Annotated in this window: 13 protein-coding genes; 7 read left to right on the top strand and 6 right to left on the bottom strand. The window is 43.0% G+C overall.

Features of this window, described 5'->3' with window-relative positions; translation table 11 throughout:
- Positions 1-9: 9 nt before the first annotated feature.
- On the top strand, positions 10-1,314 hold the full coding sequence (locus K9H14_01725) for a hypothetical protein (protein ID MCG9478910.1): 1,305 nt from the start codon (positions 10-12) through the stop codon (positions 1,312-1,314).
- Here the strand turns inward: K9H14_01725 and K9H14_01720 are convergent.
- Genes K9H14_01720 through K9H14_01705 form a run of 4 tightly spaced genes read right to left on the bottom strand, consistent with a single transcriptional unit; the run spans position 1,311 to position 4,326 of the window.
- Positions 1,311-2,567: a serine hydroxymethyltransferase gene (locus tag K9H14_01720; protein ID MCG9478909.1), complete on the bottom strand. Its 1,257-nt coding sequence runs from the start codon at positions 2,565-2,567 to the stop codon at positions 1,311-1,313. The genes K9H14_01725 and K9H14_01720 overlap by 4 nt on opposite strands.
- Complete coding sequence (gene rpiB / locus K9H14_01715; protein ID MCG9478908.1) at positions 2,560-3,018, bottom strand: ribose 5-phosphate isomerase B; 459 nt, start codon at positions 3,016-3,018, stop codon at positions 2,560-2,562. Before rpiB ends, K9H14_01720 begins: the two co-directional genes overlap by 8 nt.
- Positions 3,015-3,674 carry a hypothetical protein gene (locus tag K9H14_01710; GenBank protein MCG9478907.1) on the bottom strand — a complete coding sequence of 220 codons (660 nt, stop codon included), beginning with the start codon at positions 3,672-3,674 and terminating at the stop codon, positions 3,015-3,017. Before K9H14_01710 ends, rpiB begins: the two co-directional genes overlap by 4 nt.
- 1 nt (position 3,675) lies before the next feature.
- Positions 3,676-4,326, bottom strand: coding sequence for a threonylcarbamoyl-AMP synthase (locus K9H14_01705; protein ID MCG9478906.1), 651 nt, complete (start codon positions 4,324-4,326; stop codon positions 3,676-3,678).
- Between the two features lie 319 nt (positions 4,327-4,645).
- On the opposite strand from K9H14_01705, the gene K9H14_01700 reads away from it, so the two are divergent.
- The 6 genes from K9H14_01700 to K9H14_01675 all read left to right on the top strand — a co-directional run bounded on the left by K9H14_01700 (position 4,646) and on the right by K9H14_01675 (position 11,605).
- Positions 4,646-5,767 carry a cold shock domain-containing protein gene (locus K9H14_01700; protein ID MCG9478905.1) on the top strand — a complete coding sequence of 374 codons (1,122 nt, stop codon included), beginning with the start codon at positions 4,646-4,648 and terminating at the stop codon, positions 5,765-5,767.
- Between the two features lie 493 nt (positions 5,768-6,260).
- Positions 6,261-7,697 carry an HlyD family efflux transporter periplasmic adaptor subunit gene (locus K9H14_01695; GenBank protein ID MCG9478904.1) on the top strand — a complete coding sequence of 479 codons (1,437 nt, stop codon included), beginning with the start codon at positions 6,261-6,263 and terminating at the stop codon, positions 7,695-7,697.
- 14 nt (positions 7,698-7,711) lie between these two features.
- A complete protein-coding gene (locus K9H14_01690) occupies positions 7,712-8,458 on the top strand; it encodes an ABC transporter ATP-binding protein (GenBank protein ID MCG9478903.1) in 747 nt (248 codons plus the stop codon).
- Positions 8,459-8,460: 2 nt separating this feature from the next.
- The gene (locus tag K9H14_01685; protein ID MCG9478902.1) at positions 8,461-9,705 is read left to right on the top strand and encodes an ABC transporter permease; all 1,245 of its coding nucleotides are present in this window, start codon (positions 8,461-8,463) and stop codon (positions 9,703-9,705) included.
- 56 nt (positions 9,706-9,761) lie between these two features.
- Positions 9,762-10,439, top strand: a complete 678-nt coding sequence (locus K9H14_01680) for a response regulator transcription factor (GenBank protein ID MCG9478901.1) — start codon at positions 9,762-9,764, stop codon at positions 10,437-10,439.
- Positions 10,436-11,605, top strand: a complete 1,170-nt coding sequence (locus tag K9H14_01675) for a HAMP domain-containing histidine kinase (GenBank protein ID MCG9478900.1) — start codon at positions 10,436-10,438, stop codon at positions 11,603-11,605. Before K9H14_01680 ends, K9H14_01675 begins: the two co-directional genes overlap by 4 nt.
- Before the next feature lie 12 nt (positions 11,606-11,617).
- Here K9H14_01675 and K9H14_01670 read toward each other — a convergent pair whose 3' ends face one another.
- Together K9H14_01670 and K9H14_01665 are read right to left on the bottom strand one after the other, a co-directional pair.
- Positions 11,618-12,238: a V-type ATP synthase subunit D gene (locus K9H14_01670; protein ID MCG9478899.1), complete on the bottom strand. Its 621-nt coding sequence runs from the start codon at positions 12,236-12,238 to the stop codon at positions 11,618-11,620.
- A partial coding sequence (locus K9H14_01665; protein ID MCG9478898.1) for a V-type ATP synthase subunit B occupies positions 12,238-12,749 on the bottom strand: 512 nt, incomplete at its 5' end. The genes K9H14_01670 and K9H14_01665, both read right to left, overlap by 1 nt.

Here is a 12,749-nt window from a genome sequence, read left to right as displayed (position 1 = left end):
GGAGGAAAAGTGAATAGTGCAGTAGTAGCAGTAATAATATTTATTTTAACCTATATAGCTATAGCTTCAGAAAAGGTTAACCGTACGGTGATAGCCTTTCTGGGGGCGCTGTCCCTTCTGCTGTTTAACGTTTTTAATATCAACCAGGCTATAGATTTTATCAGCTGGGAAACCCTGGGACTTTTATTTGGAATGTTTCTTATAATAGCAGCCCTCTCGGAGGCTGGCTTTTTTAATTTTCTGGCCTTAAAGATGGCCAAACTCTTGAAGTATTCGCCTACCAAGATATTTATTTTCTTCCCCCTTCTTACCGGGGTGCTTTCCGCTTTTATAAATTCAATTACGGTAATGCTTTTCTTTGCTGTCCTTACCTATGAGCTGTGCAAGATGCTTAAGATAAAACCTACATCTATGATCATTACAGAGGTACTGATGGCTAATATAGGTGGTTCTGCCACACTAGTAGGGGATGCCCCTAATGTTATACTGGGTTTAAAATTGGGCTTTTATTTTAATGATTTTGCCGTGCATAATGGTCCTATAGCCATACTGGCTGGAGCAGCTACCCTTCTGTTCTGCTATGCGGTAAGCAGAAAAGAGCTGGTTCCTACCGAAGAAGTAGCCATAAGTGAGATAGCGCAGATGGATCCCCGGGAGGCCATAGAGGATATGAGTCAGCTGAAGATATCCCTGGCGGCTTTCTTTACCGTCATCTTCTTTTTAATAACCCATACCTACATAGAGAAATACTTAAATATTCCCCTGACTGTACCCCTGGCGGCCATGATACCTGCCTTTGTCATGCTTATAGCTTTGGGATCCAAGGCGGAAAGGGTTATAGAAAAGGTTGACTATGACATAATTTTGTTCTTTATGGGTCTGTTTATAGTGGTGGGAGGCCTGGAGGCTACTGGGGTTATTGAAAATATCGCCAATACCCTTGTAAATGTATTCAGTGGAAAAGATCTGGGATTACTGGCTACCCTGGTTTGGGGGTCAGGACTGTTAAGTGGTGTAATTGATAATGTTCCCTTTGCTCTATCCATGTCCTATGTCCTGGAAAATATGGTAAAATTTGCCGGGGTTCCAGCCCTGTCCATTCTGGTGTGGGCGGTATCCCTGGGAGCAGACATAGGCGGAAATTTTACCCCTATCGGGGCATCGGCTAATGTAGTGGCATATGCCTCTCTGGAGAAAAGAGGCCTTTCTATTGGCTGGGGCAAATGGTTAAAACTGGCAGTGCCTGCTACCATAATAGCCTTAACTGTGTCCAATCTGGGCATATTTATAAAGTATCTTATCGGCTTCTATTAAAAATTCTGATAGATAGGAAACCCGGCAACTAGATCATCTACCTTCTTCTTAGCATCTTTCAGCCTGGCCTGGTCATCTATATTGTGAAGGATATAGGATATTATATCCCCAATCTGGTGCATCTGCTCTGCTCCCATTCCCTGGGTGGTAACTGCTGCGGTCCCAACCCTTATGCCGCTGGTTATAACCGGGCTTTTCTTATCATAGGGAATAAGATTCTTGTTGATAACTATGCCGCATGATCCCAGGGCACCGGTAGCGTCAAAGCCGGTGATATCCTTGTTTGAAAGGTCTACCAAAAACAGGTGGTTATCGGTACCTCCGGACACTATCCTGAAGCCCTCATCCTGGAGGTGCTGGCACAGGATTTTGCAGTTATCAACAATATTTTGTGCATATTGCTTGAAGGAATCAGACAATGCTTCCCTGAAGCATACTGCCTTGGCAGCTATCACATGCATCAGGGGCCCTCCCTGGATACCGGGGAAAACAGCAGAATTAAGCTTGGCTGCATATTTTTGGTCAGCCATCAGCATTCCTCCCCGTGGTCCCCTCAGGGTTTTATGGGTGGTACCGGTGGTAAAGTCAGCCAGACCTACTGAGGTTGGATGTACTCCGCCCACTATCAGTCCTGCTATGTGGGCTATGTCTGCCATGAGGTAAGCCCCTACTTCATCGGCGATTTCTCTGAACTTTTTAAAGTCTATGGTCCTTGAATAGGAGCTGGCCCCGCAGATTATTAATTTGGGCTTTACTTTTTTTGCGATCTCCATTACCTGGTCGTAGTCTATAAGTTCGGTTTCCGGGTCCAGCCTGTAATTATATATATCAAAGTATTTACCTGAAATGTTGTGACTCTGGCCGTGGGATAGGTGCCCGCCATCGGCCAGGCTCATGCTTAGAATTCTGTCACCGGGGTCGAGTATGGATAAAAATACTGCGGTGTTGGCGTTAACCCCGCTATGGGGCTGTACATTTACATAATCGGTGCCAAACAGCTGTTTGGCCCTATCTATGGCCAGCTGTTCTGCCTGGTCTACAAATTCACACCCTCCGTAATATCTTTTCCGGGGGTAGCCTTCCGCATATTTATTGGTCAGCACTGAACCCATGGTCCTTATGACTTCCTGGGAAGTAAAGTTTTCGGAAGCTATAAGCAAAAGCTTTGATTGCTGCCGTTTTAATTCATTAGCTATTATAGTCCTGATTTCCTGGTCTGCCTGTTGGTTTAAGGTATGGTTGTTGTTATTCACCGGTACAAGTCCTTTCTTCAATATTCATTATTTTTTCAACTCTTCTGGCATGCCGGTCCTGGCTGCTGGAAGCGTTGGCCAGAAAAGCTTCCATTATTATTTTACAAGACTCTTGGTCCAGTATCCTGGCTCCCAGGCACAATATATTGGCATTATTGTGCTGGCGGGCCAGCCGGGCGGTCTCCTGGTTCCAGCATACTGCTGCCCTGATGCCCCTGACTTTATTGGCGGCCAGGCTCATGCCTATGCCTGTCCCGCAGATAAGTATTCCTATTTCTGTCTTGCTGTTAAGTATATTGCAGGCAACCTGGAAAGCAATATCGGGATAGTCTACGCTCTGCTTATCATAGGTGCCAAGATCGGTAACCTTATGGCCCAGGCGGGAGGCAATATCTGCAAGATAGGCTTTGTGCTCTATTCCCGCATGATCGGAGCCAATAATTATATTCAATCTTTTTGTTCCTCTCTGTTTATTTTGGTGTCAAACAGGTAGTTAAAAACAATAATTATATTATCCTTTATTTTTTTTGCAACCTGTAAGTAGGTGGCTGAGGACCGGCCGAACGGATCCTGTATGTCCAGCTTGTTGGTGGTAAGCAGTACTTCGCGGTTTATGTTCTTTAATACATGGATTTTATTTTTTAAATCCTGAAGGGTTTTTGTCGGTTTGGGCTGCATATCATGTTTGGGTTTTCTACGGTATATCTTCTCTGATTCCAGGTACAGTATTATATTGGCCATTTCCAGCAGGGTAAATATTTTTTCTTGGTCAATGTTTCTGTAATTTTTAATTATATTGCTCCGGTGGCTGTCGGCCATGGTGAGTACCAGGTCAGAGTACCGGAGCTGGTTGCCGCCTATCTGGGTAGGATCGGAATCAACAGCCGGTATATCCATTTTGGCCAGGGCATCTTTGGAGCTTTTGGGTACTGATTTCAAGATGGTAAAGGTTCCTGCGCTCAGGATGTTTATCTTATTCAGTAGATCATCCTGGTTTTTTAGGTAGGTGGTTTTTAGCAGATGCTTGGTTATGGCTTCTGCCATATAGCTCCTGCAGGTATTGCCGCTGCATACATAGGTTATATTCAGTTGGTTTTTTATACCCATTCTAGTTATTTTTCAGCATTTTCATTATATGTTCATATTTTACAACACCCTCCCTTACCAGTGAAGGGCGCAAGGTAGTTATATTGATAATAGTTGATTCTTTTCCTGCCAGTGGCTGTCCTGATTGTACTATAAGGGGGACACCCTGCCTGATGCTCTCCGGTATATTTTCAATCCGATCTGGATAGTTTTTGGAGCCGGAGATGGTGGCGCTGGTTGAGGTTATGGGCCCGGTTTTATCTATCAGCCTGCGTAAAAAATATGAGCCTGTGTACCGGATAGCGATATGGGGGCTGGATGCGGTTATGTATGGGGGCAGGCTGCTTCTTTTTTCAAGTATCAGGGTTACTGGAAGGGGAGAAGAAGAAAACCAGCAGAGATCTATTAGTTTTTTGGCTGCTGGGGTGGGTTTTTCTATAAGAGTGTTTAGTTGCTGCCGGCTGGATACGAGGAGTATAAGGGGCATGGACTGGCTTCTTTGTTTCAGCTTATAGATTTCTTTTACGGCCTGGTAATGGTCATATCTGCAGCTTAATCCGTATATGGTAGAGGTAGGGAGGATTATTACCTGTCCCCGGTTTAGGCTTTCGCCTGCTGCGTTTATGGCCGGCAGGTTATGGCCGTTCAGGTTTTTTATTTTAATTATTTTCATAAGGGTGATTATATCAGTATATGGGGAGAGGTTATAGGGGGAAGGGAAAAAATGAGGGTAAAAGAAAAGGGTTGACTAAACAGGAATGTATATTATACTTATGTTATATAAGTATAACAAAATTAAATAAAGTATTAGTAGCGACGAAGCTTAACCCTCGCAAGTGGGCGCTAGGGAAAGTGGAGCTAATGGCGAAACCGGCTAATTTCATATGAAATTGGACGGTTTTTATATATATAAAGAAAATTATATAAGAGAGAGGAAGTAGATTATGAAGAAAAAAGCCTTAATATTAAGCACGCTTGTTTTGGTAATTACTATGATCATTTTTGGTATGTCCCTGGGTTCACTTTCAGCTGATCCTAATGGCACTCCCCAGCTTACAGTACATGTACAGAAAACAGTATTTGGGACTTTATCAGGTAATGTTGAGTTTGAATTGTGGGGCGACGATGGCAGTGGCAGCGGTTTCATTGAAAGAGATTCTGACAGTTGTGAGGGTACCGCAGGAGGGAAAGATATTTACCTGCATTGGACGGGATATGAAGGAGGCGGTGACGTCAATTTTTACGTCATTGAGTCTGACACTGCTGGAGCAACTTTAGTTAGATGTGGCTCTAATAATTCCGTTTCGATTACTGGTGTACAAACAGACACTGATACTGTTAAACTTGATCAAAATAAAACCGTAAATGTATATTTCAAAAATTGGGCAGAAGGTGAGGAACCTGAAAAATCTGCCAGCTTGGATGTTGACACCGAAACCTGCGAAGAAGTGACACTAACGGCTTGTGCAGATGAATATAACGGAGAGATCTTTAGAATTAGGATACGGGAAGAAGGGGTTAAAATATGGGATGATCGAGGTACTATTGATTCCAATGAATGGTGCGATGGATGGACAATACCCCTGGTTCCGGGAGATTATGAGGCAACTTTTAATATTCCGGATGAAGGCATTACCATCACAGAGCTCTTTACTGTTATAGAGTGTACAACCCCACCACCTCCACCACCTCCTACTGCCACAGTTACCGTAGCTGGTATAATGAACTATACTATTACCGCGTCCAGCGGCAGTGGCGGTTCCATTTCTGATGAAGGCGTAACTACTTTAAATGAAGGAGACGATAAAGCCTATACAATGCATCCTGAGGATGGATACGAGATTTCTGATGTAATGGTAGATGGAGTATCAGTAGGAGCTGTAGAAAGTTATAGTTTTATGGACGTAGCAGCAGACCATACCATCTATGTTGACTTTGGCATTATCGGTACGGTAGAGCCAGCTGCAGTTGTAGCTGATGTGGAAGTACTGGGAGTAACCGAAGAGCTGCCTTATACCGGTATGGATGTAACCTTCCTGTTATTAGGCTTTGCGGCCTTAGCTTTGGGTTCATCACTTCTAACCTTTAAGCTGGTAAAAAGAAGCAAGGCATAAATATTGTTATGAATATATCAACTGATTAGTTATTGCTAACTGGTTGATGGTAAGTAACCTATTCATACCAGGCCTACTTACATTATTATGCCAGGGACAAACGCCCCTGGCATAATTGTTTAGAGAGAGAGTGATCTCTTAAGTATCGTTTTTCTAAATAACTAGGAACGCTTCTATATTCTATATTTTTCTTCCCCCTTTACTCATTTACAAAAGACATCTATCTTAATGGGCTATCATTTTCAATACCATTAATTTAACAAAAGAATATGAAGGTATTATGGAGTTTGGAAATATTTTTAATGCTTATCTCCATATTCTCTCCATATTTAGTTTGTATACTGAGAGCAAAAAAGTTTAAAAGGAGAAAGCAATGCCCAGAACGTTGATAATAAATAAGAAGAAAAATACGGCATTTATTATCCTTGTATCTATCATTACTGTTATAGCCACGATTAGTTTAACTTCCTGTATGGGTGGTCGAGGCGGTTTAATGCCTAATAGTAATCTTGTACAGGAAAATGAAGAAAGCAATACAGCCCGGGTAGAAGTGGGAGATATTATAAAGGAGGCAGCAGTCACCGGATCGGTGGAAACCAGGACTTCCAATACACTTATTCCCCAGGTATCCGGAAATATATTGCGGGCCGCAGAAGTAGGTGATGAATTCAAGGAGGGGGATCTGCTGATTGAGATAGACTCTTCCAATGCAGCTCAGGCAATAGAAGATATAGAAACACAGCTAGAACTGGCCAGAAATTCATTATCCCAGGCCCGGATCAATTATCAAAGTGCCCTGGATTCCAACCATATTGCTGTGCAGATGGCAGAGCTGGATAAGGGAAAGGCAGAGCTCAGTGCTGAAAGCGCCCTTCAATCTTATCAGGAAGCTGGGGAGCTGGCGGATATATCCTCTGCTAATGCCCAGACAGCTTTAGAAATATCACAAAATTCCTTTAATAATTCGGTTATTTCCCTGGAACAGGCGCAGCAGAACCTGGAATATGCACAGAAGTTATTGTCTGATGCCAAGGCTGACTCTAGCAGCACCAGTGAACAAATAATGCAACTGGAAGATAATGTAAATACTGCCAGCAAAAATGTGCAGAAAACGGAGCTGGCTCTGGAGTCATCCGAACTTAGCCTGCAGCAAGCTGAAAATTCAAAGCAACAAACCGAAATACAGTTAGGATCCCAGGTGGAATCGGGAGAGATTTCCTACCAACAGTCTTTGAAAAACCAGAGCTCTACTTACTGGTCAACTCTGGAAAGTATGCAGAATGGCCAGAAACAGATTGAACTGGCCAACCTGAGCATGCAAAAGGCTAAAATAGATCTGAAGATGGCAGAGACTGAGTTGGAGCTGGCAGGGCAGGAACTGGCAGAACATACCATCTATGCCCCTTATCAGGGGATGGTGGTGGCTACTGATTTTAAACCGGGAGAAGAAGCCACTGGAGCAAAAACCATCAGCATTATAAAAGATGACTATATAATGGAGGCTTTGATTAGTGAAAGCGATCTGGTCAATATCTCTGAAGGTGCAGAAGCGGTAGTTAGTCTGGATTCTTATCCTGGGGTTGAATTTAAGGGTATAGTAGAAAAAATAATCAGGATACCGGTAGAAGAGAACCAGATTACTTATTATGAAACCTGGATAAGTTTTGAAGCCAGCCAGGATATTGAAATCATATATGGACTATCAGCCAGCATATCTATAGTAACTGAAAAGGCAGAAGATGTGTTGTATATACCCATAAGGGCAGTTTACACTGAACAGGGCAAAAATTATGTGGATGCGGTAGTGCAGGCGGAAGAAAGCCAGATGACCACCAGGAAAACCGAAATAACTACCGGCATAAACGATTACTATAATATAGAGGTTACCTCAGGCCTTAAGGAGGGAGATATAGTTATTACCTCCAGGTAATAAAGGAAGGAATTATGGAAAATAAAATCATAGCCATAAAAGGCATAGAAAAAATATACAGCATTGGTAACACCAGACTGCATGCATTAAGGGAAGTTGACCTTAATATAGGGGAAGGAGAATTTGTAACAGTTATGGGTCCTTCAGGATCGGGCAAGTCTACCCTTATGAATATAATAGGTTGCCTGGATACGCCCACCTCTGGCTCCTATATCCTGGATGGAGAGGATGTAGCCGGACTGGAGGATAACCGGCAGGCGGAGATACGGAGCCATAAAATAGGATTTGTATTCCAGACCTTTAACCTGCTGGTCAGGTCCAGTGTGGTAGAAAATATTGGTTTACCTCTGGTATACGGGCATACCCAACCCTTGTTGTCCAGACATGATCTTATAAGCAGGCTTATAGATTCAGTGGGACTTACCGGATGGGAGAGACATAAGCCCAGCGAACTTTCAGGAGGGCAACGGCAGAGGGTGGCTATTGCCAGGGCACTTATAAATGACCCGGCTATTATATTAGCCGATGAGCCCACAGGTAATCTTGATTCCAGAACAGGAGCCGAGATCATAGCCATACTGCAGCGGCTTAACAGGGATGGCAGGACTATCTTGATGGTTACCCATGAGGAGGAAATAGCCAAACACAGCCAGAGGGTAATTCACTTGAAAGATGGCTATATTGTGAATCAGCAGCACATAGATAATCCTCTGAATGCAGAACAGATATTAAAACATATGCCCAGGCTGGAGGTGGACTGATCATGAGGAGGATAGCGGAAAATATAAAGGTTGCCTTTAAATCCCTTTTTGCCAGCAAGCTTCGTACCTTCCTTACCATGCTGGGTATTATCATTGGCGTAGGGGCGGTAGTGGCAGTTATATCAGTAGGCGCCGGTGCAGAAGTCCAAATAACCGAGAATCTGCAGAGTGCTGGCACCAATATACTAACTATAAGTCCCGGCAGGGAGATGCCTGACGGAGCCCAGAGAGCCCAGGGAATGTTTTCTGATGAACAAGAGGCGGTGGCCGGCAAGCTTTATATGCAGGATGCCTATGCATTGGAAGAGTCTAATTTGCTGGAACAGGTAGTACCGGTAGTAAACATTCCCAATGGCACCCTTTCCTATAAGAGCTGGGGAGGGCAGGTGTCTATTCTTGGGACCACCCCCCAATATTTTGAAGTTATGGACTACAATGTCTATGCTGGCAGCTTCTTTACTGAAAGTGAAATTCAGGGACTGGCTAATGTAGCAGTAATTGGCGACAATATTGTAGATGACTATTTTGGAATGGTAGATCCAATTGGGGAAACCATAAAGATGGGCGGAAACAATTTTGTAGTGGTAGGAGTGATGGAGGAAGTAGGTACGGGAACTTTTGGTTCCAATCCGGATAATTCTGCCTACATTCCTGTAACCACTGGTCAAAATAAAATGCTGGGCACAGATACTGTAGACAGCATTATAGCCAAGGTAAAAAACGAACAGCTTATGGATCAGGCCACCGCCCAGGTTACTTCCATACTGCAGCAGCAACATTTTATACTTCCTGGAGATCCCAATGATTTTGAGATATCCAGCTCTTCCCAGCTACTGGAGATGGCTTCCTCTATTGCTGATACCCTGTCTATAACCCTGGGTGGTATTGCAGCTATTTCTCTACTGGTAGGAGGAATAGGGATTATGAATATAATGTTTGTCTCTGTAACCGAGAGGACCAGGGAGATAGGCATTAGAAAAGCGGTAGGTGCCAAGAATAGAGATATCCTTATACAGTTTATTACTGAAAGCATAGTGCTTAGTTTTACCGGTGGCCTTATGGGGGTAGGATTTGCCTATCTTCTATCCTGGGGCTTGCAGTCTTTTACTTCCATAACCTCTCTTGTAACTGTTTACCCCATAGTTTTAGCCTTATCTTTTTCTACAGCTATAGGACTGGTATTTGGAATCTTTCCTGCTATGAGGGCAGCCAGGCTTAACCCCATTGAAGCTTTAAGATATGAATAAAATGTTATAGGGATTTATTTATCTGCATAAAATAAATAAAATGAGTGTAAGTGAAGATGAAGATATTAATAATAGAAGATGAAAAAACAATTGCTGACAGCCTGAAACAGGGACTGCAGCAACATAATTTTACTATAGACGTGGCTTATAGCGGAGGACAGGGTTACGACCTTGTTAACCAGTACAATTACGATGTGATCATTCTGGATCTTATGCTGCCGGATATGAAAGGAGAAGAGTTATGCAGGCGGATAAGAAAAGAAAAGATTGACAGTTTTGTAATTATGCTTACTGCTAAAAAACAGCTGGTTGATATTGTAGATGGCCTTAACTGCGGGGCTGATGACTATCTTACCAAACCCTTTGAATTCTCAGAACTGCTGGCCAGGATAAGAGCATTGCTCAGAAGGTACTCAGAGAATAAACAAAACAAACTTTATTGTAAAGAAATTGAAATCAATGTGGACACCGGCCAAGCCTTTGTAGACAATAAACTGGTCAGGCTTACCAGGAAAGAATTCATGATACTGGAATATTTTTTAAGGAACCGGGGACAGCTGCTTACCAGGAACCAGATTCTGGAGCATGCCTGGGACAGGAATGTGGATATTTTTACTAATGTAGTGGATACCCATATCAAGAATCTAAGAAAGAAACTGGGAAAATCCGGAAGGATCATCCAAACCGTATATGGTAGCGGATACCGGATTCCGGACGAGGATCAAATAAAATGAAGTGGTCATTAAAATCAAAACTGATTTTCTGGTTTATTTTAATAATAGTTATAGCTGTAGTTATTTATGGGTTCATGTTGTTTTCAGTATACCGGTTTACTCTGGCAGGGGAAAACTATTCTCAGGCCTTAAGAGACCATCCGGGTATGGACCAGGAACTCATAGACCGCCTGAGAGAGATGGAGAGGCCTCCCGAATGGAGGGCAATTCCTCTCCAGGTTACCGTTTTGCCTTTTACTTTGTTTATGAGGATTTTCTATATTATTACTGCAGGGGTCCTGTTTATTATACTGGTCTCTGCTTCCGGTGGTTTTATAGTGCTTATCAGGATGCTTAACCGTGTTGATTTTATAACCAGAAATGTACAGGAGATAGATGAGAAGAGGCTTCATCTGCGCTTAAATTTAAAAGACGGGGATGCTATTTCCAAGATGGCTCAGACTTTTGACCATATGCTGGATAAAATAGAAGCCTCTTTTCGTAACCAGAAGCAGTTTATACAGCATGTTTCTCATGAATTGAATACCCCCCTTACCATTATCAAGAGCAAAATAGATGCCTTAAAGCAGCAAAAGAAGACCAGTGTGGCTGAGTACCGCCAAACCCTGGATCTGGTAGACAGTGAAGTGATGAGACTGTCCAAGATAACCGAGGAGTTGCTGATTCTCTCAGAACTGGAGGATAATATAAAAAGCACCGGTTTTAAGGCAGTGGACGTAAAGGAGATTATAGACAGGCTGATTAAGCTGCACCGCAACCAGATTGATGCCAAAGAGCTGGATATTAAGCTCAACTATGGCAGCACATATACAGCATGGGGAAGTAATGTTCATATTGAGCAGCTTCTGTTTAATATCCTAAACAATGCAGTAAAATATAGCCTGCCTGGAAGCGATTTAATGGTGGATTTAAATGTAGACAAGAGTAAAAAACTGCTGCATATTTCTGTAAAAAATAAGAGTGAAGAGATAACCGGGGAAGATATTCCCTATATATTTGAAAGGTTTTATACTGCTGCCAGAAAAAAAGGCAAAAGGGGATCCGGGCTGGGTCTTTCCATAAGCAAAAGAATTGCCGAAAAATTAAATGGAAACCTGATAGCTGAATATGATGAAAAAAATAAATTGGTTAGCTTTACTATAACCCTGCCTATAGTCAGGCAGTAAGTGGATACAGGCTTAATGGCTTCTTACAATATCCTTTAGTTTCATCAGCCTGACTGTATTGGAAAGCTCGTTTTCAGCCAGCTTCATGGTTATGTATTTTATGCTCTCTTCCAGTTCGGGGATCATCTTGTATTCCAGGGCATTGACCCTTCTTCTGGTTTCTTCAATCTCATCGGCCATGAGCTGCACCGTTTTTTCCTTTTCCGCCAGGTTCAGAAGCTGCTCTAAAAACTTGTCAAAATTAATCAGGGCCTGATCCATGGACCCGGAAGTATTAAGGTAACCATAAGGAATAATCTGGCCTTCCACCTCTCTCTTATATAAAGGTACTTTAACGCTCATCAGGTTTCTCTTCTCCACAGAAAGAGATATTTTCTTGGTCGGCCTATACAAAGCTTCTTCGGCCTGGCCCGGCCCCATCTTGGCTTTGGCCAGGGTAAAGCGGGCCAGTATTGACTGAAATTCCCTTTCAATGGTTAGCCTGGATTCTTTTACCTCGTCAATCATTTCCAGCAGCTGACGCATCAATTCATCCTGCTTGTCCTTGAGAAGCTTGTGGCCTCTACGGGCCAGATTCAATCGCTGCTTCAGCCGAAGCAGCTCCATCCTGGTTGCATTAACATTACCCAGCATTAGCTTACCTCTTCCTTCTGTTCTTCTTTTTTGAACCGGGGAAGATATTTATCCAGGTATTCATCCCTTATTCTCTTCAACCTGTCCCTGGGGAATATGGACAGCAGTTCCCAGCCCAAATCAAGGGTCTGCTCTATGGTGCGGTTGTCATACTCTCCCTGGGATATATATCTTTTTTCAAACTCATCAGCAAACTTAAAGTATATTTTATCAATATCTGTAAGGGCAGCTTCCCCCAGTATGACTGCCAGTTCCTGTACTTCTTTACCCCGGGCATAAGCGGCATACAGCTGATTAAACATATCTGCATGGTCTTCCCTGGTCTTGTCTTTTCCGATACCCTTGTCCTTTAACCTGGAGAGGGAAGGCAGTGCATCTACTGGCGGGGATATCTTTTTCTTGTTAAGGGACCTGGAAAGTATTATCTGGCCCTCGGTAATATAACCGGTAAGGTCAGGTATGGGATGGGTTTTATCATCTTCAGGCATGGTCAGTATGGGTATTAAGGTTA

This window comes from Actinomycetes bacterium (assembly GCA_022396035.1).
Taxonomy (GTDB): domain Bacteria; phylum Actinomycetota; class Humimicrobiia; order Humimicrobiales; family Humimicrobiaceae; genus Halolacustris.
The sequence above is the reverse complement of the archived record's forward strand: the minus strand, read 5'-3'. Positions and strand labels throughout refer to the sequence as shown.

What these genes read in the sequence shown, in the direction of transcription:
- K9H14_01710 (MCG9478907.1), bottom strand. Translation starts at nt 3,674, where the DNA reads ATGGGTATAAAAAACCAACTGAATATAACCTATGTATGCAGCGGCAAT.
- K9H14_01705 (MCG9478906.1), bottom strand. Translation starts at nt 4,326, where the DNA reads ATGAAAATAATTAAAATAAAAAACCTGAACGGCCATAACCTGCCGGCC.
- K9H14_01700 (MCG9478905.1), top strand. Translation starts at nt 4,646, where the DNA reads ATGATCATTTTTGGTATGTCCCTGGGTTCACTTTCAGCTGATCCTAAT.
- K9H14_01695 (MCG9478904.1), top strand. Translation starts at nt 6,261, where the DNA reads ATGCCTAATAGTAATCTTGTACAGGAAAATGAAGAAAGCAATACAGCC.
- K9H14_01690 (MCG9478903.1), top strand. Translation starts at nt 7,712, where the DNA reads ATGGAAAATAAAATCATAGCCATAAAAGGCATAGAAAAAATATACAGC.
- K9H14_01685 (MCG9478902.1), top strand. Translation starts at nt 8,461, where the DNA reads ATGAGGAGGATAGCGGAAAATATAAAGGTTGCCTTTAAATCCCTTTTT.
- K9H14_01680 (MCG9478901.1), top strand. Translation starts at nt 9,762, where the DNA reads ATGAAGATATTAATAATAGAAGATGAAAAAACAATTGCTGACAGCCTG.
- K9H14_01675 (MCG9478900.1), top strand. Translation starts at nt 10,436, where the DNA reads ATGAAGTGGTCATTAAAATCAAAACTGATTTTCTGGTTTATTTTAATA.
- K9H14_01670 (MCG9478899.1), bottom strand. Translation starts at nt 12,238, where the DNA reads ATGCTGGGTAATGTTAATGCAACCAGGATGGAGCTGCTTCGGCTGAAG.